This is a genomic window from Edwardsiella ictaluri ATCC 33202 (assembly GCF_000264785.1).
Classification (GTDB): Bacteria; Pseudomonadota; Gammaproteobacteria; order Enterobacterales; family Enterobacteriaceae; genus Edwardsiella; species Edwardsiella ictaluri.
In genome coordinates this window covers 49,158-73,221 of the sequence record NZ_AFJI01000088.1, presented here as the reverse complement: position 1 = coordinate 73,221, position 24,064 = coordinate 49,158, and the positions used below count along the sequence as shown (strand labels likewise).

Sequence of the window (24,064 nt, the reverse complement as noted above, 5' to 3'; positions counted from 1 at the left end):
CGGTCTATGCAGATGCGCGCACCAGCAGCGTAAGGACCTCATAGTGCGCGGTATGGGGAAACATGTCGAACAGACGGACCTTTTCGATCCGGTAGTCGGCCAGACGCTCAATATCCTGCACCATGCTCTGGGCATTGCAGCTGGAGTACAGAATATAGGGCGGCGCCATGCGATTCATATAGTCACACAGCGCCGCACCGATACCGCGCCGCGGCGGGTTTACCAGCACCAGCTGCGGCACAGCGCTGTGCGCGTCGGCAAAGGCGCCGGAATCCAGGGCGGCGAAGCTTACCTTCGTGAGCCCCAGCTGGGCCGCAGAACGGCGGGCGCAGGCGATGGCCCCGGCGCTGATCTCAATGCCGGTCAGCGTCATCTCCGGGGTCGCACAGTGCAGGCCAAACCCCCCGACACCGCAAAACAGATCCCACATTTCCGTCACCCCCAGCGCCTGAACCCAGTCGCGCGCCTGCGCGTACAGCGCCTGAGCCACCGCGGGGTTGGTCTGAAAGAAGCTCTGTGGGCGGATATAGAGCGGCACGCCGTTAAAAGACTCACTCAGCACCTGCTGCGACGTCAGAAAAATCTCCCGCTCTCCCTCCAGAATGGCCATGTGCACCGGCTGGATATTGACGCTGATTACCGCCAGCTGCGGCAGCTGCGCCTGTAGCCACGGCAGCGCCTGACGCAGCTGCGCCAGCTTGGTCTCTGAGCGCAACACAAAGCGCAGCATCATCTCGCCATTGAGACGGCTTTCGGTAAGCAGCAAATACTTAAGCTCCCCGCGCCGACGCGCTACGCTGTAGGGGGTCAAACCGGCACGGGGAATAAAGGACTTCAACGCGGCGAAGACGACGGCAAAGCTGTCCGGATACAGCGGACAATCGCACAGATCCACCCCACTGCCGTCGCGCTGCAGCATGCCCAGCAGAGGGCGCTCGACGCTTCCGCTGACCACCATTTTCGCCTTGTTACGCATCGCCAGCTCAGCGCTGGGCTGCGCTGACAGCCACTGCGCAACGGAATGCCCACTCAGCAGCGCGGACAGGTGCCGCTGTTTATCCTCCAGCTGACGGGAATAGGGAATGGAGAGCCACTGGCAGGAATGACAGCGGCCCGCCTGATACTGGACACAATGCATCACAACTCACTTGATGGAAATGAAAATGGAAACGGACGGGGTGGCGGATTGTATCACAGCCGCTGCCGGAAGTAGCGACGGCTGGCAGAGGGGATAAATAACAGCGCCAGGATCAGCAGGTCGGGCAGCTTTTGCCCCAGCAGCGCGCGCACGATTTGGCCGCTGTCATCGCCATCCACGCTGAAAAGCTCAGGATGAAAACCGCCGAGAGAGGAGCACAGCATATAGCCGGTCACCAACAGCTGGCAGCCGAGGTAAATCCCGCAGCCGTAGGCGCTGCCACGCATCACCGCCGCACCGCAGCCCAGCTCAGCCAGCCACAGCCCCAGGCAGGCCAACAGCAACGCACCACCCTCCCAGGTCTGCCAGGCGCCACCGATAAAGTCAGTGAGCCCCGCGACCCCCTGCGTCACCAACAGCAGTAGGGCGCCAGCCAGGCGAATGCCAATGATAGCCATACCGGCAACCAGAACCGGAACCGGCGCGAAACCGCCTCCATCGCTGCGCGGCGGCACTTGAACCCTCTGCAACATATCATCCAGCCCTGAGAAATACCGGGTTTTCTACTATAGGGACTCCACACGGATGACACAAGTCAACCATGCATGTTCAGATGCGATATCAATATATTAGATGATAAATGTCAGTGGATGACCGGTCCGCTGGCACTCTCGGCGCTAAACTCACCCTCGCCCTCTTCACCTTCCCCCAGGAACAGCATACCGTTGGCCCGTGCCTCCATCATCACCATCGAGATTTGCTCCTCGCCCTGCTGCATAAAGGCGGCAAACTGCGCTTGAGACACACCGACGCTGACATTCAGCGACATACAGGCAATAAACTTGGGTAAGTTGTCATCCTGAATATCAACAAAGGCCTTGACGCCCAGCGTGCTGGCATTAATCTGACTAAGCTCGCCCACCAGCGCGATCAGCGCCGTAGGACGCACCTCTGCCAGTGCGGTGAACAGGATAGTGTTATCGATTAGGTCAACCTTCGCGTCGAATACCCCGTCAAAATTCTGCATGTGCGGTAAATGCAGCGCCTGGCAGGAGTCACACTCAAAGAACGTGATGCCCAGTTGATCCAGCCAGTGCCGCAGCACATCCAGATCGGGGACGATTAGTGGATCCATAGCGCTCTACCTTACAAAGATAAATCAGGTAATAATAAACTGTCAGAAAGGGGACATAGCTTACGGAACTTTAGCCACTTTAGCCATGCCCGGGGGCAATTTATTGCCCCCGGGCATGGCTGCCCACCAACCATCAGGAGACTGCCATGCCGCTATCCCGCTACGCCACGATGGAACCACTGATGCTGCTGAGTATCATTAATATGAAGCTGCGCGACGAGTGCGACTCGCTGCAGGCGCTATGCGATACCACAGCCCCTGCTGGAATCGCGCCTCGGCGCCGCCGGCTTCCGCTACTACCGCGACAGCAACCAGTTCAGCGCCCACTGAGCACTGCGCGCCGGCGCTCAGTGGGTGATCCAACCCTGACGCCGCAGGTAGGCCAGCATAAAGGGACGCTGCTCCTTCTCCAGGGTACGGCTCATCTGTTCGCTCCAGCTCTCTTGGCGGACGTTATCGCTACGCTGGGCATAGTAGGCAGTAACGTGGGCGTCGTATTGCGCCAGCGCGGCGCGATCCAGCAGCTGATAGCCATTCTCATGCACCAGAATACTCAGCGGCAGACGCGGCTTTTGCTGCGGATGCTGCGCCGGATGCCCCAAGCACAGACCCATTAGCGGCAGGACATGCTGCGGGCAGCCCAGCAGCGCCGTCACCTGCTCAATATTATTGCGTATGCCGCCAATGAATACCCCGCCAAGCCCCAGCGACTCGGCTGCCGTCAGCGCATTTTGCGCCATCAGCGCCGTGTCAACGCAGCCCAGCAGCAGCTGTTCAGCCGACCCCAGATCCGCCTGCGGAAAGATCTGATGGTGACGCTGAAAGTCTGCGCAGAACACCCAGAACTCGGCGGCGTCCAGCACGTACTGCTGCCCACCGGCCAGCTCGACCAGCTGCTCACGTAGCGCGCGCTCGGTGATCCGGATAATCGACGTACACTGCAGAAAGCTGGACGATGACGTTGCACGCGCCGCCTCCAGAATAGCCAGCCGCTGTGCTTCGCCGATCTCTTCGGCGCTAAACTGGCGGATAGAACGGTGATCACGCAGTAGATCGATGGTCGACATCATAACGAAACAGTGCTCCCCGGTAAGTCGTTTGAGACGGAAATGGCCGCACCAATGGCTGACGGTACGGCGTAATCTGGTAGTCAGTCTACCCCTTAATGCTCTCCGGCGGAGACACCGCGTGCGCAGCTATCGGCCAAACAGTGATCCCCGGTAAGTCGTTTGAAACAGAAATAGCCGCGCCAATGGCTGACGGTGTGACGTAACCTGATGGTCAATCCACCCTTTATACTCTCCGGCAGAGATACCCCGTACACAGCCATCGGTCAAACCTTGTCATTGAATAGACCAAATTTATCAAAGTAACAGGCAAATCCTACTTCTTTTTACCGACGCTAACAGGCATAGTAACCTCAATTCCGAGCGTCCGTCGAACCCGGTCTGGATTCAGCGAGCGCCTCTATCTCTTTAAGGAGTCCTACCATGTTTGCTGTAATCTTTGGGCGTCCGGGCTGCCCCTACTGTGTCCGTGCAAAAGAGTTGGCTGAAAAACTGGCCGCCGAGCGCGACGACTTCACTTTTCGCTACGTCGATATCCACGCAGAGGGCATCAGTAAAGAGGATCTCTCCAAGACTGTGGGCAAACCGGTCGAAACCGTTCCGCAGGTGTTCATCGATCAGCAGCATATCGGCGGCTGCACCGATTTTGAGGCCTATGCCAAAACGCATCTGCAGCTGTTTGATAAGAGCAAATAACGCCACCTGCACAGCAAAAAACCCGCCGCGGCGGGTTTTTTATTTTGGCGCAACGCTACCGTTAAAGCGATAGAGATTAATCGGTATAGACTATCTAACCGCCCGCTGGCCACACAACGTCGCGGCAAACCAGTACAGCAGGGCACCAAACACGCACCAGAACACCATGCTAGTGGTGTAGGGCAACAGCTGCAGCGGCGTTTCATCATCGGCCAGCCACAGCATATGCAGCAGTTGACAAAACACCGCCGATACCAGCGCACCACAAAAGACCGTCAGCACCCGCTGACGGCGCGCCAGCGGACACAGGATAAACCCCGGCAACATATAAAGCAGCAGCCCCGGGCGCATGCCCGGCGGCTCAGCGATACCACCGTGGGCCTGGACATAGCAGTGTGACAACAGAAACAGTGTCGTCACCATCAAAAAACAGAGTATCAGGGTAAACCAACGCCGTCCGTTCGCCATGCTCTCCCTCCCTATAGCGAAACGCTAAATCTGCTCACCTTGTGACAGGCATGCCCTATTGGGCGGGCCCGACGACGGTGAACAAACCACTTCCCGGCGCAGAAAAACAACGAACCATCAACTGAAAACGGCTTTTTACTGGCTGTCCGCCAGTCAACCGTCTAATATGAGCGATCATACCCCCGCGGGTATCCACCATTCACCAACGCAGAATCTTAGGTGAATTCTCTTATATTCTATGGTTGAATTTAGCTCTAACAGTCAATCATATCAAGAACCTGATAGTTAACGATAAGTTATTCTACATGAATATTGATGTTGCTAATTTGTTAACGGGCAATTATATCCTGCTGCTGTTCGTAGTACTGGCACTGGGGCTTTGCCTCGGTAAGCTGCGCCTTGGCTCCATTCAACTGGGTAACTCCATCGGCGTACTGGTGGTCTCCCTGCTGCTCGGGCAACAGCACTTTTCAATGAACACCGATGCCCTCAACCTGGGGTTCATGCTGTTTATTTTCTGCGTAGGTGTAGAAGCCGGCCCCAACTTCTTCTCTATTTTCTTCCGCGACGGTAAAAACTATCTGATGCTGGCGCTGGTGATGGTTGCCAGTGCCCTGTGCATCGCGCTGGGGCTGGGTAAACTATTCCGCTGGGATATCGGCCTGACCGCCGGTATGCTGGCCGGTTCGATGACCTCGACCCCGGTGCTGGTCGGCGCCGGCGATACCCTGCGCCAGACCATGGCCGATAACCCCCAGCTGGGGCAGCTTCAGGATCATCTCAGCCTGGGCTACGCCCTGACCTACCTGGTCGGCCTGGTCAGCCTGATCTTCGGCGCCCGCTATCTTCCCAAGCTACAGCACCAGGATCTGCCAACCTCCGCCCAGCAAATTGCCCGCGAGCGGGGGTTGGACAACGACACGCAGCGCAAAGTCTTTCTGCCGGTGATCCGCGCCTATCGCGTCGGCCCCGAGCTGGTCGCCTGGGCCGACGGTAAAAACCTGCGCGAGCTGGGCATATACAGTCAGACCGGATGCTATATAGAGCGGATCCGCCGTAATGGCATTCTGGCCACACCGGACGGCGATGCAGTACTGCAGGTCGGCGATGAGATAGCCTTGGTCGGCTACCCGGACGCCCACGCCCGTCTCGACCCCAGCTTTCGCAACGGTAAAGAGGTCTTCGACCGCGATCTTCTGGATATGCGTATCGTTACCGAAGAGATCGTCGTAAAAAACAGCAACGCCGTCAGCAAACGCCTGAGCCAGGTTAAACTGACTGACCACGGCTGCTTTTTAAACCGGGTGATCCGCAGCCAGATAGAAATGCCGATCGACGATAACATCGTTCTGAATAAAGGAGATGTGCTGCAGGTCAGCGGTGACGCCCGCCGCGTCAAGAGCGTGGCCGATCGCATCGGCTTTATCTCTATCCACAGCCAGGTGACCGATCTGCTGGCGTTCTGCGCATTCTTCATTATTGGTCTGATGATCGGTCTGATCACCTTTCAGTTTACCGGCTTCTCCTTTGGCATCGGCAACGCCGCCGGCCTGCTGTTTGCCGGCATCATGTTGGGATTCCTGCGCGCCAACCACCCTACCTTTGGCTATATTCCCCAGGGGGCCCTCAATATGGTCAAAGAGTTTGGTCTGATGGTGTTTATGGCCGGAGTCGGCCTGAGTGCCGGCGCTGGCATGCGCCACGGGCTGGGTGAGGTCGGCGGTCAAATGCTGATAGCCGGGCTGATCGTCAGCCTGGTGCCAGTGGTGATCTGCTTTCTCTTCGGCGCCTTTGTGCTGAGAATGAACCGCGCGCTGCTGTTTGGCGCCATCATGGGGGCCCGTACCTGTGCCCCGGCCATGGACATCATCAACGATGCCTCACGCAGCAACATTCCAGCCTTGGGCTACGCGGGGACCTACGCCATCGCCAACGTACTGTTGACGCTGGCCGGTACCCTTATCATCATTGTATGGCCTGGCGTCGTCGGCTAACCCCCGACGCCGCTACGCAAAAACGCATGACTTTTTTAGCGGCGACTGAACTTTCCCCGTCGCCGTCAGTCTGAATTAGTGCCACTGCTTTTCTTTGACGTCCCCATATTGAGGAGCCCGATAATCCCGCCGCTTAGGTTCAAGATTATCGGGTTTTTTATTGCCTGCAGAAAAATTACTTTATAATCAAATGTTTAAATAAACAGCGTGTACGATGTGGAGACATACCTTCAACAACCACCTGTATGATCAACCTATCGCCCCCCTTACCCCTTTTGTAACATGTACTCATCCGTAACAAAAATGCGGCAAGAGGGTTTCTTGACACAATTTTTGCACACTGCTTTAGATGTTTAGTGGACTGCCCCCACCCCGGTAGACGGTCGAGTCCGTAAAGGTGGTGTCAATTCAGTTACAGCCTTCCGGCCCGGTAACGGACCTCTTATGCGCTGATTGGCAGCGCGTCGATTACTTCTTTTTCAGCGGTCTGCTCTCTCTCCGCCATGTTGTGTTGTGGCAGGTAGCGCTTCTGCAGCAGCCATTCTTCGTTCTGCTCCGTCAGTAACGCATCCAGTAGCCGCATGATGCTCTCTTCGTTGGGGAAGATGCCCACCACGTCTGCACGCCGTTTCACCTCTTTGTTCAGGCGCTCCAGCGTGTTGGTCGAGTGGATTTTCACCCGGTGTGCTTTCGGGAGGCCGAAGTACGCCAGCACGTCCTCTTCCGCTTCGTCCATCATCTCCGTGACCGCCGGGAAGCGCTTCTCCCGCTGAGCCGCCACCTCGCGCCAGGTGGCATGAGCACTTTTCTCCCCGGTCTGCACGAACACCTGCTGCAGCGCGGCGCGGACCACCGACTGACTGGTACGGCTGACGCGCCCCAGCACGTTGCGCATGAAGTGGACCCGGCAGTGCTGCCCGCTGGTAGAGAACACCTGCCGGATTGCCGCCTTAAGGCCGCTGTGCGAGTCGGAGATAACCCGTTTCACGCCTTCCAGACCGCGCGCCTTCAGGCTCAGCAGGAAGGCCAGCCAGAACGCTTTGGCTTCTGACTCACCGATACCCATCCCGATAATCTCCCGGCGACCGTCCGGGCTGACCGCGCAGGCGATTATTACCGCCACGCTGACCACCCGACCGTTCTTGCGCACCTTCACGTAGGTCGCATCCAGCTACAGATAGGGCCACTCCCCTTCCAGCGGCCGCTGCAGGAACGCCTGCACACGTTCGTCGATGCCGTGGCAGATGGATGACACCTAAATAGCTGCGCCTAATACCGCTACACTTTTGCTAGACCATGTTTCCCTCCGGGGAATGGACTGACGATTTCCATAAAATGACGAGCCTTTTTCAACAGTTGCCACATTGAACGGCACTGATGATTACGCGTTATCGTGTCGTGAAGCGCTTGCCATAGCCGCTCAACATGATTCACCCACGGCGAGTAAACTGGCGGGTAAATCACCCTGAACTTCGGATTTTGCTTCAGCCAGCGCTGCGTTTCCCGGCTTTTGTGGATAATGTAGTTGTCCACGATCAGAGTGATGGTTTTCGCCCGCCGGTACATCGCTTTAAGCTGCTTCAGCAACTTGATGAATAGTAATGAACTTTTTCTGTTTCCGCCCACGTAGCTGACTTTGCCCGTTCCGCAGTGCAGTGCTCCGGCCAGAGAGTATTTTTCGTTCTGTCCCGGCGTCACCACCCGTTTTTGCTGCCCGCGTAGCTGCCAGTCCGCACCGATTTTGGGATTAAGATGGATATCTACCTCATCTTCATAAAATACCGGATGCTCTGCGCTGCATTCGTTCAGTGCTTTGTGGATTGCCGCCATCTTCTCATCCTTATACGGGTCACGGATACGCAGAGTAGGCGCGGCCCTTCGCCATACCAGACCCGCAGACGGCAACCAGTGGCGAACAGTTCCGGTATGTCACTGGAAACCGGTTATCTCATTGATTTTTATTGTCAGAAGTTCTGTACTCCAGCGTGAACGCTGGTAGCCAAAATCATCGGGAGCGTGTTTTACCAGCTCACGTAACAGCGAGCAGATATGCTCGAACGGCCAACGGCGGGAACGCCCGGCGGGTAATGATTTCAGTCCTGCAACACCTGACAGCGTAAACCAGTTAATCCAGCGTCCCACCGATGAGCGGGCGCAGCAGAGCGTTCTGGCAACGTCGCTGACACGGTCGCCCCGATGCAGCATCAGCATAGCGGTCAGCCTGCGGGAATGATTTTATCACGCGTTTGATGGATAGTTTTCTGCATCAAGCGTCGGTCAGTTCGGGGAATGGGTGCTATGATCGGCATTGCTCAGTCCGGTTGGTGATTTTGATTGGTTTAGCGATTGATCAGATCGCACAATCCGGGCTGAGTTCCCTCAAAGTGATCTACTATTCCGCGCAGCTATTTAGGAGGCGTTAGTCCGTAGGCCTTTGAACGGGCCTCGTCGTGAGGACAGAATTTGTCTATGGTTTTGTGATCAGTCCATAAATGACTTTGAGGTGTCTGTTAAACCCATGTCTATTCAATCGGTTAAAATTAAGATCCGAAAAACAAAAGAAAAATAGTTATATAAATGTTAATTTAATACTCATCTTTTCCATATTACATTTTTTGCAAATATTATTTACTATTCCCTTGATGTTTATTATTAAATAATGGTGCTATTTACATGCCCTTGCACAAAGTTGAAACACCGTCTTCTCAGTCACTTTCTCGAGTCCCATCTATTAGTAAACTCACTAATGAATCATTAGGAAAATTAACTAACAGACGTGATGTTGTGTTAATTAATCCAATCTGTGGTGGTTCTGGGGATATTTCTTTAGCTAATAAGATTGCAAATCTTGCTTTAGAACAAGACTGCCGGATAACCATTGTTCCTGTTGATTGCACTTTGTTTGGTGACCCTACATTCAATAATAATCACCGTAATATTTCACATTGCTCCGTAGAGCACAGTATAGGTGATTTTTATGATCCGATTTTTGTCGTTGCACCTGCAGCCATATGCTCACCAGCGAAGCTTCATGATATTATTGAAAGTTTGTGCCATGAATATCATCTTAATAAAGATGATGTTGCTTGTATTGAAGAGATGGATTTTATTTCTCCTGATAATGCCAGAGTTCTTGAACGCGAGGATATGTTTAAAAAAAGCGGCTTTAATAAAAGCATGTATTATTCATTAGGGTTTTCGGAGGGGGCTATTGGCTATCTTCCCGTTGATAAACATACTGTCGATATTGTAAGGGAACGGTGTGAAAGGGACTTGGTTAATTTGCTTGATAGTTATAACTTTTCTTTAGAAAAACAATCAAGATATAATATTGCTTATATTAGCTCACCAAATATATATAATGCAGTTCGTGTATTTGTCACTAACACACTATCTGAAAATCAAAGTGGTAACGCTAATTACATTATTGTTGTGAGATTATTGAATGAAAAAAATGAAGATAAATTAATTAAATATACAGAGGGGGTTTTATCTCATGGCGGAGATGATTATAATCCTCAAGATTTATTTTCATCAGCAAATATCTATGTTGCCAAACCTGACGATGCAGAAAAACAAACAATCCATCATAAAGTTAATGTTGATGGGGAAGGAGGAGGTAGAATAAATATCGTTTTTGTTAATTCACTACCTCAAAATATACTCTATGATTTTATGGCCCTTGCTGATTCAGGGATGGCTAGTGGTGACCAATCTTTAGGTGAGTTTTTATCATTGAATGGTCAAGTACCTTACTATGAAGTACAGCCATGGAAAGTTAATCTCGGTAATGCTCTTGTGGCGCATGCTAAAGATATTGGTGGTGATGAATTGTCTGGTGTTATATCAAGCAGGATAGTGGGAATTAATGATCATATCCTTACGAGTGTTGAGAGGAATCGTGCAACTGAGCAGAGTGATGGATTGAAGGATTTTAACGAGAGAATTAGATCCAGAACAGCTGATTCACAAATTTCAGAATTGTTCAAACCAAATAGAAAAGATGATGAAGATCTAATTAACTGATCCTAATACCGCTACACTTTAACCAGTCTATGTTCCCCTCCGGGGAATGGGCTGACGGTATCCATAAAATGACGAACCTTTTTTAACAGTTGCCACATTGAATGGCACTGGTGATTTCGGGTTATTGTCTCATGAAGCGCCTGCCACAACTGTTCGATATGATTGACCCACGGCGAGTAAATCGGCTGGTAAATCACCTTGAACGTTGGGTTTGCTTTCAGCCAGCGCAATGTTTCACGGCTTTTGTGAATGATGTAATTATCGACAATGAGCGTAATCGTTTTTGCCCGCCGGCATGTCGCCTTCAGATCTTTTAAAAGCTTGATAAATAAGGATGAATCTTTACTATTTCCACCAACGTAGCTGACTTTACCCGTACCACTGTGCAGTACGCCGGCAAGAGAGTACTTTTCATTCTGGCCCGGCGTGACGATGCGCTTTTGCTGCCCGCGTAGCTGCCACTCAGCGCCGATTTTGGGATTGAGGTGGATATCCACTTCATCTTCGTAAAACACAGAGTGTCTTGTGGTACAACTGGCTAACGCCACATTAATCGCTGCCATTTTTTCTTCCTTATTCGGCTCCCTGATACGCAGTGTTGGTGCTGCTCTGCGCCATACCAGTCCGGCTGCAGGTAACCATCGCCGGATGGTTGAAGCATGTAGCGGACAACCCGTGATATCACGGATTTTGATCGCCAGCAGTTCGGTACTCCAGCGGGAACGCTGATAACAAAAATCACCAGGAGAATGCTTAACAAGCTCACGCAGCAATGCGCAAATATGCTCAAACGGCCAGCGCTTCCCACGTCCTGACGGCAATGACTTCAGGCCTTCAGCACCAGACAGTGTGAGCCCGTTAATCCAGCGACCAATCGACGAGCGGGCACAGCAGAGCGTTCTGGCTACATGACTGACGGTGTCACCACGATGCAGCATCAGCATGGCTGTCAGCCGCCGGGCGTGGTTTTTGTCCTTTGTTTTATGGATCGTTTTCTGCATGAAGTGTCGTTCAGCTCTGGGTATTGGTGCGATGATCGGCATTGCTCAGTCCGGCTGGTGATTTGGGATATTCAGCGATTGATCAGATCGCATAAACCGGACTGAGTTCCCCCTGAGTGATCTACTATTCCGGGCAGTTATTTAGCTTCGCCACTCTTACCGCCGACAACCGCCATCAGGTACAGGCAGCGCTCGCCGACGCTATCGGCCTGATCGGCTCCGGTGCCACCATCAATACCGCCCTGTTAGCCCATGCGCCACGACTGCGCGCCATCTCGACCATCTCTGTTGGCATCGATCAGTTCGACGTCGACGACCTTTCTCAACGCGGCATCGCGCTCATGCATACCCCGGGCGTTCTGACTGAAACCACCGCCGATACACTGTTTATGTTATTGATGATGACTGCCAGAAGGGCACTGGAACTGGCTGAATGGGTCAAGGCCGGAGCATGGCAGAACAGCATAGACGCCCGTCATTACGGCATCGATGTGCATCATAAAACCATCGGCATCATCGGGATGGGGCGAATCGGCTATGCCTTGGCGCAACGCGCGCATGCCGGCTTTAACATGTCGGTGTGCTATCACAGTAACCATGCACATCCCGAAGCAGAGCGTGTATTTTCCGCCCAGCGCTGCTCATTGGAAGCCTTGCTCGCCCGTGCCGATTTCGTCTGTTTGACACTTCCGCTGACCGCCAAGAGCCAAGGATTGATCAATGCGCAGCGACTTGCCCAGATGAAACCTGGCGCGATCCTGATCAACGGTTCCCGGGGGAAAATCGTCGACCAACAGGCCCTAATCCAAGCGCTGCAGTCAGGCCAATTACGCGCTGCCGGGTTGGATGTTTTTGATCCTGAACCGCTCTTTGCTGACGATCCGCTACTCCATTTAGCCAATGTAATAGCACTGCCGCACATCGGATCGGCGACGCATGAGACCCGCTATGCGATGGCACGCTGTGCGGTGGAGAATCTGATCGCCGCACTGGCTGGCAATATCCGGCACAACTGCGCCAATCGCCACTCACTCTGTCAGCTCGCTCACTCTTCACGGGCAGAATAAGGTTTCCTTAAGCCTGACCGATTATTCTGTAGTTAAACCCGGCAATAACCACCGCGCATTAACATTGGCGTAGGCGGGCGCTTCTCCCTATAGTTTAGTGTCCGCCACTCGCAGTAGGCGAGGTCAGGCTGCCGTCCTCCCTGTTCCGTTGTTGATTGAGTCTGTTTGAATGGAAGAGTTTAACCGCACCCTGTTTCTGTGGATCAACGCCACACCGCACGCGCCACTGGCCTTGCTGATGTTCGCCCGTTTTATCGCCAAAGATCTGATCCTGGTGGTCCCACTCACCATTGTGGTCGGCTGGTTATGGGGTAACGCCGCACAGCTTCCCGCACGCCGGGTGATCATCAGCCAGGCGACGCTCACCCTGATAATCACCCTGCTGTTGGCACAGATCATCGGCTGGCTGCTGCCCCATCCACGCCCCTTCACCATCGGGATCGGTAACCAGTTCCTTCTCCACGCACCCGATAGCTCCTATCCCAGCGATCACGGCTGTGCCATCTTCAGCTTTGCACTGGCGTTTCTTTTCTGGTCTCCACGCCGTAGGATCGGCAGCGTGCTGATGCTCTGTGGTATCGCTATCGCCTGGTCTCGTATCTACCTCGGCGTGCACTGGCCGCTGGATATGATCGGCGCCTTTTTGGTAGCACTGGCCAGCTGTGGACTGGTTCATGTGCTATGGCCACACTACGGCGATGCGCTGCACTGCGTGCTGCTGCGCCTGCACCGACAGATCTTCAGCTACGCCATCCGCCGCGGTTGGGTTCAAGCCTGAATAACGCCGCGCCGCCTTCTGCACACGTTGCCCCAACGCCGGGCGCGCATGTCATCGCAGACAGGCGCAGCCCTCTCCCAAACCATCGATAGCTCAACGTATGACGGATAAAAATGTCACGTAATCATCAGAATTCGGCGTATCATGTAGAAGAATTAACATTGTCTGCGTCTGTCGCTACCGTACGCTACGGACGTAGCAAAATGCTTGATCCATCTATCAATGAATCCAGGTATCAGGCATCGCCAGGGTGGCAGATTACCCTGTGCTGCAAATTTTTACGGCCAGCGACGATGAGCTACTGCACGCCATTCACAGAATCATTTAACGAGAGAGATTATGGAAGCCCGGCGTTACGATCGTATCAACCGCCTGTCCCAGGCACTGAAACGTACCGATAAGCTGCACCTGAAAGATGCGGCCGAATTGCTTAATGTCTCTGAAATGACGGTACGCCGCGACCTGGCAGCCCAGAACGGCGACGTGGTATTACTGGGGGGCTACGTCGTGCTCGATCCCAAAATCCACCAGAGCGTGCGCTACTTTGTCAGCGATCAGCAGGAGCGGCGGGTCAAAGAGAAACGCCATATCGGAGCCCTGGCCGCCCAACAGGTACAGGAAGATGACGTGGTATTTTTTGACTGCGGCACTACGGTTCCCTTTATCATTGATGCTATTGATGAACAGAGGCATTTTACCGGCATCTGCTATTCGCTCAATACCTTCATGGCCCTTCAGAGCAAGCCCCACTGCCGGGTGATCCTGTGCGGCGGTATTTTTAACCCGGACAGTGCCATTTTTGCCACCAGTGATGGGATCAGCGAACTGGACAACCTGTGTCCAACCCTGGCCTTTATCTCTGCGGCAGGCATCTCGGTACAGCAGGGAGCCACCTGTTACAACCTGGACGAAATCGCGATCAAGCGTAAAGCAATGCTGCGTGCCAACCGCACGCTACTGATTGCCGACGCCAGCAAGTTTGGCGAAGTCCGCAGTGCCTGGATAGCGCCGCTGGAAAACTTCAGTACGCTGATCGCCGATCAGGCGCCACACGGCGAGCTGAAAGCATACCTTAACGCCCATAAGGTTCAGTTACTGTACTGAGGCCTATTCCGCCGTCGTGCGCGACGGCATCCCCCTCTTCAGCATCGGTTCGTGGGGTTTACGTCTATTTTTTTCCAGCACCGCCTCTCCCCATAATCGATACTGCGATTAAATAATCGCCACCCCTGTGTAAAACATCGCCTCATCCTTTCTATTTTAAAATGTGAGCTGCTTTCCAGAAGGAATTTTAATCATCATACATAATATTAAATAATCATCTTTCGGTTTTTCCTATTATTCATTTAGTTGGCTGGAAGATAACGATCGCTCTATTTTCAGCCACCCAGGTTAATAATTCATCCAAATTTAAATAAATTGACCTTTCAACAATAAATCATTTAAAAACAATGGATTAAAAACACAAATAACGCGTACCCTATAAGAGTTATTTCACCTGAACATAATTGATTCGAGGGTGACGGTATAAAATTAGTTATGACATAATATATACAAATATTTACTTATCACTCATCTGGTGTTAAAAATCACAAATCTGTTTGTTAATTTTATGTTTTATGATTAGACAAAAATTTGGCAAACGGCGCTAAAAAATAAATGAATATTGCATTTGCGAGTCTGATCACGGACGTTTAAACTATAAAAATATATCTTAGCGACCGAAAAATGCTGTAGCACACCAACAAGAAAAGTTGTTTTGTGAACGGATTCAATCGGTTCGCTGTTTAAATCAGACAGCGTTCGGTTACTGTTTGTACTCTTTTTCGCGCAGCAACTTTATTTAACGGATTAAACTTTTTCGTTTTTTCATTAGGAATTATTAACTCACTCAGTTCCCTGATTGAGTGTCTGTCGGCCTTAGAGCGGGCAGACCGATCAGAACAAATGTGTTCAATTTGGAGACCCTATGGACACCACTCAGACTGGTACTATTGCTTCTACCTCCGGTTCCAAGAGTGCCTGGCGTAAGTCAGATACTATGTGGATGTTGGGCCTGTACGGTACAGCCATCGGCGCGGGCGTTCTGTTCCTGCCGATCAACGCCGGCGTCGGCGGCCTGATTCCGCTGATCATCATGGCGATCCTGGCGTTCCCCATGACATTCTTTGCCCACCGCGGTCTGACCCGCTTCGTGCTGTCCGGCAAAAAACCGGGCGAAGATATCACTGAAGTGGTCGAAGAACACTTCGGCATTGGCGCGGGTAAACTGATAACCCTGCTGTACTTCTTCGCTATCTACCCTATCTGCCTGGTATACAGCGTAGCGATCACCAATACCGTGGAAAGCTTCATCACTCACCAGCTGGGTATGAGCGCACCGCCGCGTATCATCCTGTCCCTGATTCTGATCCTGGGCCTGATGACCATCGTCCGCTTCGGTGAGCATCTGATTGTGAAGGTGATGAGCATCCTGGTATATCCGTTCGTTGCCGTTCTGATGCTGCTGGCCCTGTATCTGATCCCGAACTGGAACAGCGCCATCTTCGACAGCGCAGCCATCGCCAGCTCTGCCTCCGGCAGCGGCCTGTGGATGACCCTGTGGCTGGCTATCCCGGTTATGGTGTTCTCCTTCAACCACTCTCCTATCATCTCCGCTTTCGCCGTTGCCAAGCGTGAAGAGTATGGTGATGAGCTGGCTGAGAAAAAGTGCTCCAAAATCCTGAGCTACGCACACATCATGATGGTACTGACCGTTATGTTCTTCGTGTTCAGCTGTGTACTGAGCCTGTCTCCGGCCGACCTGGCCGAAGCCAAAGCCCAGAACCTCTCCATCCTGTCGTATCTGGCCAACCACTTTAATACGCCGGTTATCGCCTTCGCTGCACCGATCATTGCGTTCGTTGCCATCACCAAATCTTTCCTGGGCCACTACCTGGGTGCCCGTGAAGGCTTCAACGGTCTGGTCATCAAATCACTGCGTGGCCGCGGTAAGAGCATCGAAATTGGCAAACTGAACAAAATCACTGCTCTGTTCATGCTGATCACCACCTGGGTTGTGGCCACCCTGAACCCATCCATTCTGGGGATGATTGAAACCCTGGGCGGTCCGGTTATCGCGATGATCCTGTTCCTGATGCCGATGTACGCCATTAACAAGGTACCGGCCATGCGCAAGTACAGCGGCCACATCAGCAACGTCTTCGTTGTGATTATGGGCCTGATTGCCATCTCTGCAATCCTGTATACCCTGTTCGGTTAATAACAGTAACAGCCCGACCGGTGCGGCTTCCGCACCGGTCGTTTTTTTATCCTGGCAACAGTTTCAATTTCCAGCCTTGATAAATCATTGGAGGCGATATGATTAGCGTTTTTGATATTTATAAGATCGGCATTGGCCCATCCAGTTCCCATACCGTAGGGCCGATGAAGGCCGGTAAGCAATTTTGCGATGACCTTATCGAAAAAGGTCTGCTAAACGACGTCACCCGCGTCGTTGTTGACGTTTATGGCTCCCTGTCCCTCACCGGCAAGGGTCACCACACCGATCTGGCCATCATCATGGGGCTGGCCGGTAACCTGCCGGACAGCGTCGATATCGACAGCATCCCCGTCTTCATCAAGGACGTAGAGACCCGCGGCCGTCTGCTGATGGCCAACGGCCAGCATGAGGTGGCGTTCCCGCTGGAAAGCAGCATGAACTTCCACGAAGACAATCTGTCTCTGCATGAAAACGGTATGCGCATTACCGCGCTGGCCGGTGATAAGGTGCTCTACAGCAAGACCTATTACTCTATCGGCGGCGGCTTTATCGTTGATGAAGAGCACTTTGGCCAGCAGAGCAGTCAGCAGGTTGCCGTCCCGTACCCCTATAGCAGCGCTGCCGATCTGCAGCGTCACTGCAAAGAGTCCGGGCTCTCCCTGTCCGGCCTGGTGATGCAAAATGAGCTAGCCCTGCACAGTAAGGATGAGATCGCGGCCCACTTCTCCCGGGTTTGGGACGTGATGCGTACCGGCATCGAGCGTGGCATCAACACCGAAGGCGTTCTGCCCGGGCCGCTGCGCGTACCGCGCCGAGCCTCTGCCCTGCGCCGTATGCTGGTCACCAATGACAAGACCAGCGTCGATCCGATGGCCGTTGTCGACTGGATCAACATGTTCGCCTTCGCAGTGAACGAAGAAAACGCCGCCGGCGGCCGCGTCGTTACCGCGCCGACCAACGGTGCCTGCGGGATCATCCCCGCCGTTCTGGCCTACTACGATAAGTTTATTCGTGAGGTGAACGCCAACTCGTATACCCGCTACTTCCTGGCTTCCGGCGTCATCGGTACGCTGTACAAGATGAACGCCTCCATCTCCGGCGCCGAAGTGGGCTGTCAGGGCGAGGTCGGGGTCGCCTGCTCTATGGCCGCGGCCGGTCTGGCCGAGCTGTTGGGGGGCAGTCCGGCCCAGGTCTGCATGGCGGCTGAGATCGCCATGGAGCATAACCTGGGGCTAACCTGCGACCCGGTCGCCGGCCAGGTTCAGGTACCGTGCATCGAGCGTAACGCCATCGCCGCCGTCAAAGCGGTGAACGCGGCGCGTATGGCACTGCGCCGCACCAGCGATCCACGCGTCTGCCTGGATAAGGTTATCGAGACCATGTACGAAACTGGCAAGGACATGAACGCCAAGTACCGTGAGACCTCTCGCGGGGGCCTGGCGCTGAAAGTGCTCGCCTGCGGCTAAGTCGGCCACTACCGCGATCCCCTCCATCGGAGGGGATTAGCGTTGATAAATGAAATGCCCGGCAACGCCGGGCATTTTTTTATGCGACAAGCGGTGCGCTCGGCGCTCTTAGCCGAACCAACCGCCGAACAGGCTGTGCAACTTCAGCATGACAAAGTCAATGATACGGCCGAAAAAGCCAGCCTCCGGCACATCCTCCAACACCACCAGCGGACGCTGCTCAATGGTTTTGCCGTTAAGCTGAAAATCGATGGTACCCACAGCCTGTCCCTTCTTCAGCGGCGCCTCCAGCTGCGACTGCGTCAGCGTATAGCTGGCCTTAAGATCCTTCATCTGTCCGCGGGGAATGGTGACCGAGGCACTTTTATCCACGCCCAGCGGTACCTCGCGGCGCTCGCCGTACCACACTTTCTGGGTGGTAAAAGGCTGACCTACCTTGAGCGGAGTGACGGTTTCATAGAAGCGAAAGCCCCAGGTCAACAGCTTTTTACTTTCATCAAACCGCACCCGATCGGTTGGTGCACCCAACACCACCGAAATCAATCGCATGGGGCCATCTATAGCCGATGCGACCAGGTTATGTCCGGCGCCGCTGGTAAATCCCGTCTTCACCCCGTCCACGTTCAGACTGCTGTCCCACAGCAGACGGTTGCGATTGATTTGGCGGATCTTATTAAAGGTAAACTCCTTCTCTTTATTCAGCTGATACTCATCCGGCACATCGGCGATCAGGCGCTGGCTAATCAGCGCCATATCCCGCGCTGAGCTGTACTGTCCCTCGGAATCCAGGCCATGGACGGTCTGAAAATGGGTATTTTTCAGCCCCCAGGCACTAACGTACTGGTTCATCAGGTTGACAAATGTATCCTGACTGCCGGCCACGTGATCTGCCAGCGCGATGCTGGCGTCATTGCCGGACTGAATAACCACTCCGCGGTTCAGCTCCGCAACCGGCACCCGATCGCCGGGTTTTAGAAACATCAGCGAAGAGCCGCGCAGCAGCGGATTTCCCGTCGCCCAGGCATCCTTACCAACCACCACCATATCGCCGGGCGCGATCTTACCGCTCTTCAATGCCTGGCCGATAACATAACTGGCCATGATTTTGGTCAGACTGGCAGGATCCAGACGCTCGTCGGCGTTGCCCTCCGTCAACACCCGGCCGCTATCATAGTCCAGCAGAATATAGGCCTTGGCATTGACCTGCGGCGGTGCCGGATCGGCGGCCTGCAACGGTAAGGCAACCAGAGACAGGCTTGCACCCAACGTTAGCCTGCGAATAAAAACGGTAAGTGCACGATTCTTCATGATAAGACCAGTGTATCCATTCATATGATCAAATAATATGCCATTGCCCCGGGCAACGCACCTGATGCAACCCGACATGCTGACCATCGGCAGGGCAACGGACTCCACCGTCACCATTACCGCGGCGGCTAAGCCTGCCGAGAAGTAATTCATTAATTTTATGACATTCCTCGGGACTATTAACATAATCCCTGGGATTTTTTCAGCATAACGACACTTCTTGACGCATGATTGTGGACGGGGGCACACTTTTTCGATATCGCCCCGCATCTTCTCCGTCATCCACTCCGCCACGATGTGCCATAACGTCCATTATCAGCCCCAGAGAAGACGCCAACTGAGCGATCCTGCATAATTGTAGAGCGTTTCGGCACAGCATCCCCGCGCGAACTCCAGTAGCCTGTATCCACTATCACACAGGAGAAACATCATGAGTAAAACCACCTTCTCTCTGGCGGCCCTCGCGCTGCTCTCTTTGCCGGTACACGCCCAGAGCTTCACCCTGAGCAGCCCGGAGATCCAGAACGGTAACCAGATGAGTAATCAGCAGGTCTTCGCTGGCTTTGGCTGCGAAGGCGGCAACAGTTCACCGGCCCTGAGCTGGTCCGGCGCCCCAGAAGGCACCAAGAGCTTCGCAATTACCGCCTATGATCCCGACGCACCGACCGGCAGCGGCTGGTGGCACTGGACGCTCGTCAACATTCCGGCCGATATCCACCAGCTAAGCGCTGGCGCAGGAGCGCAAGACAGCACCACCCTGCCAGCCGGGGCAGTTCAGGGGCGTAATGACTTTGGCTATGCCGGCTTCGGCGGCGCCTGTCCGCCTCCGGGGGACAAACCGCATCGCTACCAGTTTACCGTCTGGGCGCTGAAAACCGACAAACTGCCGATCGATAATACTTCCAGCGGCGCCTTGGTTGGCTTTATGCTGAACGCCAACAAACTGGCCACTGCACAGCTGGTGCCGGTATACGGTCACTGAGTTTTGGAGACAGCAGCAGATGCACGATCCCGTTACTCCCACGCCAACGGTACAGCAGATCAGCGCACGCCAAAGCCACCAGCTGCGGCGGGTCACCCTGTTCAGTCCGGCGTTGTGCCGGGTTCGGCAGGGCAGCAAGACCATCCAATGGGGCGAGCGTTATGAAGTGACAGGAGGAGATTCACTGGTGCTGTTCCCCGGCGGCAGTGAAGTGAGCATGGCCAACCAGACCGGCGCGGGCTACTATCGTGCCGAAATGCTCTATCTGCCCGCGGCGCTGCTACGCCAGTTTCGAAAGCACTATCCACAGGCGGTGCCCTCCGACGGGACGACCGCCTCACTGTCGCTGCCCATGACGCCAGCGCTGACGCTGCTGTGGGACACCATGATGGATGCGCTGCGGGCGCCGCTGGCGCCACCGCTGCTTAACCATCTGGCCGAAAGTCTGCTGCTGGCGCTACAGCCCAGCGGCCATACCGCGCTGCTGCTTAACGAGCGCCACGATCGTCTCACGGAGCAGATCCAGCAACTGCTGTTACTCGATCCCGCCTATGCCTGGCAGGCAACCGACATCGCCCAGCGCCTGCATATGGCCGAGTCCACCCTACGCCGCCGCCTGAACGCCGAAGGAAAACGCTTTCGCGATATTCTGGACGATGTGCGCCTTGGCCAGGCGCTGCTGGCGCTGCAGTCGGGGAATACGCCCATCGGCGATATCGCCAGCCAAAGCGGCTATGCCAGTCCCTCGCGTTTCACTGCCCGCTTTGTCCGCCGCTACGGCCTCACCCCCAGCGCTCTGCGCCAGGCCATGCGCCGATAAGCGCTAACAGTAAACTCGCGTCATCGAACATAATAACGACGAAAAATATGGTGTCCCCAAAAACAGACACGTCGAAATTGAGTCTATCTTGAACAAAAGCATACCATCGGATATGGCAAAAACCGGTGGTGACTCCAAATTAGTGTTATTGTATTATTTGTTCTTTGGATAAGAAATGGCAAAGATTGATGTGGTTTGCCCCCGCGGCGCCAAAACTCAGGATGTTATCCGTAATGGTCACGCCACTTCAGGCGCCCAGGTCTATCGCTGTAAGCTCTGCCTGAAAACCTTCCAGCTCAGCGTTCAATCAATATAACGCCGCTAAACCCAACACCCATCAATCCATTATTGCTATGGCAATGAACAGCTCCGGATGTCGTGACACGGCACGGGTTCTTGATATCAGCCTCAATACCGTCCTCCGCCATCTAAAAAACGGGGACCGAAACAACTAGCGCAATACGTTGATCCTGAAGCTGAAGTCGTTATCTGCCGTGACGCGAATGAACAGTGGTCATTCATACGTTGCAAGGGTAATCCTCGCTGGCTCTTCTATGCGTATGACCGTATCCGAAAGTGGGTTCTTGCTCACCTCTTTGGCCCTCGAAATACGTTGACGCTACAAGGGATTCTGGCTTTGCTGAGAAAATTGTATATTGTCTTCTACATGACCGACGCTTGGCCGGTATACCGGACGGTGTTAGATTCAGTTCACCATGTAGTCAGCAAAAAATAGACTCAACGCACAGAATGCCATAACCTGAATCTGCGGACTCATCTTAAACGGCTTACCCGAAGGACCATCTGCTTTTCAAATCAGAAGAAATGCGCAATAAGGCCATTGACTGGTGTTTGACAATCAACCATTACCACTAAGTTGGAACCATGATCCAAAAACCCGATCATATGATAAAAATCTGGATTTAATTAGATGTAAAATGTATCATGTGCAATCAAATTTAAAAAACACAACTACAAATGAAAGTATTTATTATAAATTTAAAAAGAGATCTTCAGAAGAAGCACGAAATAATAAATGAGTGCGACCAATTAAACATCAGCCATGAAATTATCGAGGCGGTCTCTGGCATCGATCTCAGCGCTACAGAGATAGACCATTTAATTGACAAAGATGCTCAAATATATTTAACAAAAGGTGAGATAGGTTGTTCCCTTAGTCATCTGCGTATATATCAAAAAATAATATCAGAAGACCTTCCATACGCGTTAATTCTCGAAGATGATGCCATATTACATGATGACCTCAGTGAGGTTATTCACGCTATCGAAAACGTTATAGATAAAGAAAAAAGCCATGCATACCTGTTGTATAAAACGAACTGTGTATACAGCAACAAAGAAATAAAGTTATCTGAAAAATATAGTCTTTATGAATCGAACGCGCCAACATATACACATGGCTATGTGGTCACTAACAAAACCGCTCGTTTAATTACAGAAATTAATACCCCAGTTAGACTCGAGGCGGATGCCTGGCGTAATTTTTATTTTGAAAAAAATATTCGCTCATATTCACTTAATATTGACTTAATTACCTCACGGGATCAATCCAAGGAAAACTCGACAATAGAGGAAGAACGCCTATCTCGCTCACCACGACAGATCTCGTTAAGAGAAAATATTGACCGAAAAAATTCGTTTGTGAAATTTTATCATAAAATCTTCCGACGGCCATTTCTAAAAAAAATAAGGCAGAACTAGATAGCTGCGCGGAATAGTAGATCACGTTGAGGGAACTCAGCCCGGATTGTGCGATCTGATCAATTGCCAAATCAAAACAAATCACCAACCGGACTGAGCGATGCCGATCATAGCACCAATTCCCCGTGACGAACGACGCCTGATGCAGAAAACTATCCATAAAACGCATGATAAAAATTATTCCCGCAGGCTGACCGCCATGCTGATGCTGCACCGGGGTGACCGCGTCAGCGACGTTGCCAGAACGCTCTGCTGTGCCCGTTCCTCCGTCGGACGCTGGATTAACTGGTTCACGCTGTCGGGTGTTGCAGGACTGAAATCACTACCTGCCGGACGAGCCCGGCGCTGGCCTTTTGAGCATATCTGCTCGCTGTTACGTGAGCTGGTAAAACACGCTCCCGGCGATTTTTGCTACCAGCGTTCACGCTGGAGTACAGAACTTCTGACAATAAAAATCAATGGGATAACTGGTTGCCAGTGACATACCGGAACCGTTCGCCACCGGTTGCCGTCTGCGGGTCTGGTGTGGCGCAGGGCAGCACCAACCCTGCGTAGCCGTGACCCGCATAAGGATGAAAAGATGGCGGCAATCCACAAAGCACTGAACCAATGCAGCGCAGAGCATCCGGTATTTTATGAAGATGAAGTAGATATCCATCTTAATCCTAAAATCGGTGCGGACTGGCAGCTACGCGGGCAGCAAAAACGGGTGGTAACACCGGGGCAGAATGAAAAATACTCTCTGGCCGGAGCACTGCACTGCGGAACGGGCAAAGTCAGCTACGTGGGCGGCAACAGCAAAAGTTCAGTACTATTCATCAAGTTGCTGAAGCAGCGTAAAGCGATGTAACGGCGGGCAAAAACCATCACGCTCATAGTGGATAACTACATTATCCATAAAAGCCGGGAAACGCAGCGCTGGCTGAAGCAAAATCCGAAGTTCAGGGTGATTTACCCGCCAGTTTACTCGCCGTGGGTGAATCATGTTGAGCGGCTATGGCAGGCGCTTCACGACTCGATAACGCGTAATCATCAGTGCCGTTCAATGTGGCAACTGTTGAAAAAGGTTCGTCATTTTATGGAAACCGTCACTCCATTCCCCGGAGGGAAACATGGTCTGGCAAAAGTGTAGCG

General features: G+C 53.1%; 18 protein-coding genes and 5 pseudogenes. 14 read left to right on the top strand and 9 right to left on the bottom strand.

The window, feature by feature from the left end; genetic code table 11:
* Window positions 1–4 precede the first annotated feature (4 nt).
* From rlmC to EIEH_RS13505, 3 genes are all read right to left on the bottom strand, one after another.
* The gene (gene rlmC / locus EIEH_RS13515) at window positions 5–1,138 is read right to left on the bottom strand and encodes a 23S rRNA (uracil(747)-C(5))-methyltransferase RlmC (protein ID WP_015871805.1); all 1,134 of its coding nucleotides are present in this window, start codon (window positions 1,136–1,138) and stop codon (window positions 5–7) included.
* Window positions 1,139–1,191: 53 nt separating this feature from the next.
* Window positions 1,192–1,671 carry a YbjO family protein gene (locus EIEH_RS13510; protein WP_035609910.1) on the bottom strand — a complete coding sequence of 160 codons (480 nt, stop codon included), beginning with the start codon at window positions 1,669–1,671 and terminating at the stop codon, window positions 1,192–1,194.
* 110 nt (window positions 1,672–1,781) lie between these two features.
* Window positions 1,782–2,273, bottom strand: a complete 492-nt coding sequence (locus EIEH_RS13505) for a type III secretion system chaperone family protein (protein ID WP_015871807.1) — start codon at window positions 2,271–2,273, stop codon at window positions 1,782–1,784.
* A 146-nt stretch (window positions 2,274–2,419) separates the two neighbouring features.
* Between EIEH_RS13505 and EIEH_RS20135 the strand changes: the two are divergent.
* Window positions 2,420–2,485: pseudogene (locus tag EIEH_RS20135) on the top strand (DUF4250 domain-containing protein); the annotation flags it as partial.
* Between the two features lie 135 nt (window positions 2,486–2,620).
* Here EIEH_RS20135 and nfsA read toward each other — a convergent pair.
* Window positions 2,621–3,343: an oxygen-insensitive NADPH nitroreductase gene (nfsA, locus tag EIEH_RS13500; protein ID WP_015871808.1), complete on the bottom strand. Its 723-nt coding sequence runs from the start codon at window positions 3,341–3,343 to the stop codon at window positions 2,621–2,623.
* 420 nt (window positions 3,344–3,763) lie between these two features.
* Between nfsA and EIEH_RS13495 the strand changes: the two genes are divergently transcribed.
* The gene (locus EIEH_RS13495; protein ID WP_035609907.1) at window positions 3,764–4,036 is read left to right on the top strand and encodes a GrxA family glutaredoxin; all 273 of its coding nucleotides are present in this window, start codon (window positions 3,764–3,766) and stop codon (window positions 4,034–4,036) included.
* 90 nt (window positions 4,037–4,126) lie between these two features.
* Here EIEH_RS13495 and ybjM read toward each other — a convergent pair whose 3' ends face one another.
* On the bottom strand, window positions 4,127–4,504 hold the full coding sequence (ybjM, locus tag EIEH_RS13490) for an inner membrane protein YbjM (protein ID WP_015871810.1): 378 nt from the start codon (window positions 4,502–4,504) through the stop codon (window positions 4,127–4,129).
* A 305-nt stretch (window positions 4,505–4,809) separates the two neighbouring features.
* Here ybjM and EIEH_RS13485 point away from each other — a divergent pair, with 305 nt between their 5' ends.
* Window positions 4,810–6,498, top strand: a complete 1,689-nt coding sequence (locus EIEH_RS13485; protein ID WP_015871811.1) for an aspartate:alanine antiporter — start codon at window positions 4,810–4,812, stop codon at window positions 6,496–6,498.
* A gap of 442 nt (window positions 6,499–6,940) precedes the next feature.
* Here EIEH_RS13485 and EIEH_RS13480 read toward each other — a convergent pair.
* Together EIEH_RS13480 and EIEH_RS13475 are read right to left on the bottom strand one after the other, a co-directional pair.
* Window positions 6,941–7,753, bottom strand: a pseudogene (locus EIEH_RS13480) (IS256 family transposase); the annotation flags it as partial.
* Between the two features lie 23 nt (window positions 7,754–7,776).
* Window positions 7,777–8,807, bottom strand: a pseudogene (locus EIEH_RS13475) (IS630 family transposase).
* Window positions 8,808–9,171: 364 nt separating this feature from the next.
* Between EIEH_RS13475 and EIEH_RS19085 the strand changes: the two are divergent.
* On the top strand, window positions 9,172–10,524 hold the full coding sequence (locus tag EIEH_RS19085; RefSeq protein ID WP_015871816.1) for a hypothetical protein: 1,353 nt from the start codon (window positions 9,172–9,174) through the stop codon (window positions 10,522–10,524).
* Window positions 10,525–10,535: 11 nt separating this feature from the next.
* Here the strand turns inward: EIEH_RS19085 and EIEH_RS13465 are convergent, their stop codons facing one another.
* Window positions 10,536–11,567 (bottom strand): IS630 family transposase, encoded by a 1,032-nt coding sequence (locus EIEH_RS13465; RefSeq protein ID WP_015871817.1) that lies wholly within the window; start codon window positions 11,565–11,567, stop codon window positions 10,536–10,538.
* A gap of 74 nt (window positions 11,568–11,641) precedes the next feature.
* On the opposite strand from EIEH_RS13465, the gene EIEH_RS13460 reads away from it, so the two are divergent.
* The 5 genes from EIEH_RS13460 to EIEH_RS13440 all read left to right on the top strand — a co-directional run bounded on the left by EIEH_RS13460 (window position 11,642) and on the right by EIEH_RS13440 (window position 18,098).
* Window positions 11,642–12,592 carry a bifunctional glyoxylate/hydroxypyruvate reductase B gene (locus tag EIEH_RS13460; protein ID WP_015871818.1) on the top strand — a complete coding sequence of 317 codons (951 nt, stop codon included), beginning with the start codon at window positions 11,642–11,644 and terminating at the stop codon, window positions 12,590–12,592.
* A 169-nt stretch (window positions 12,593–12,761) separates the two neighbouring features.
* A complete protein-coding gene (gene ybjG, locus EIEH_RS13455; RefSeq protein WP_015871819.1) occupies window positions 12,762–13,370 on the top strand; it encodes an undecaprenyl-diphosphate phosphatase in 609 nt (202 codons plus the stop codon).
* 339 nt (window positions 13,371–13,709) lie between these two features.
* Window positions 13,710–14,474, top strand: coding sequence for a DNA-binding transcriptional repressor DeoR (gene deoR, locus EIEH_RS13450; RefSeq protein WP_015871820.1), 765 nt, complete (start codon window positions 13,710–13,712; stop codon window positions 14,472–14,474).
* Between the two features lie 865 nt (window positions 14,475–15,339).
* Window positions 15,340–16,632 carry an HAAAP family serine/threonine permease gene (locus EIEH_RS13445; RefSeq protein WP_015871821.1) on the top strand — a complete coding sequence of 431 codons (1,293 nt, stop codon included), beginning with the start codon at window positions 15,340–15,342 and terminating at the stop codon, window positions 16,630–16,632.
* A 98-nt stretch (window positions 16,633–16,730) separates the two neighbouring features.
* On the top strand, window positions 16,731–18,098 hold the full coding sequence (locus tag EIEH_RS13440; RefSeq protein ID WP_015871822.1) for an L-serine ammonia-lyase: 1,368 nt from the start codon (window positions 16,731–16,733) through the stop codon (window positions 18,096–18,098).
* 108 nt (window positions 18,099–18,206) lie between these two features.
* Here EIEH_RS13440 and EIEH_RS13435 read toward each other — a convergent pair whose 3' ends face one another.
* Window positions 18,207–19,406 carry a serine hydrolase gene (locus EIEH_RS13435; protein ID WP_015871823.1) on the bottom strand — a complete coding sequence of 400 codons (1,200 nt, stop codon included), beginning with the start codon at window positions 19,404–19,406 and terminating at the stop codon, window positions 18,207–18,209.
* Between the two features lie 430 nt (window positions 19,407–19,836).
* Between EIEH_RS13435 and EIEH_RS13430 the strand changes: the two genes are divergently transcribed.
* The 5 genes and pseudogenes from EIEH_RS13430 to EIEH_RS13415 all read left to right on the top strand — a co-directional run bounded on the left by EIEH_RS13430 (window position 19,837) and on the right by EIEH_RS13415 (window position 24,062).
* Window positions 19,837–20,388 (top strand): kinase inhibitor, encoded by a 552-nt coding sequence (locus EIEH_RS13430; RefSeq protein ID WP_015871824.1) that lies wholly within the window; start codon window positions 19,837–19,839, stop codon window positions 20,386–20,388.
* Between the two features lie 19 nt (window positions 20,389–20,407).
* Window positions 20,408–21,208 (top strand): helix-turn-helix transcriptional regulator, encoded by an 801-nt coding sequence (locus tag EIEH_RS13425; RefSeq protein ID WP_015871825.1) that lies wholly within the window; start codon window positions 20,408–20,410, stop codon window positions 21,206–21,208.
* Between the two features lie 175 nt (window positions 21,209–21,383).
* Window positions 21,384–22,084: pseudogene (locus EIEH_RS18580) on the top strand (IS1 family transposase).
* Between the two features lie 102 nt (window positions 22,085–22,186).
* Entirely contained in the window at window positions 22,187–22,930 is a 744-nt protein-coding gene (locus EIEH_RS13420) for a glycosyltransferase family 25 protein (protein WP_015871827.1), read from the top strand.
* Between the two features lie 100 nt (window positions 22,931–23,030).
* Window positions 23,031–24,062 (top strand): annotated as a pseudogene (locus tag EIEH_RS13415) (IS630 family transposase).
* The last annotated feature ends 2 nt before the right edge of the window (window positions 24,063–24,064 follow it).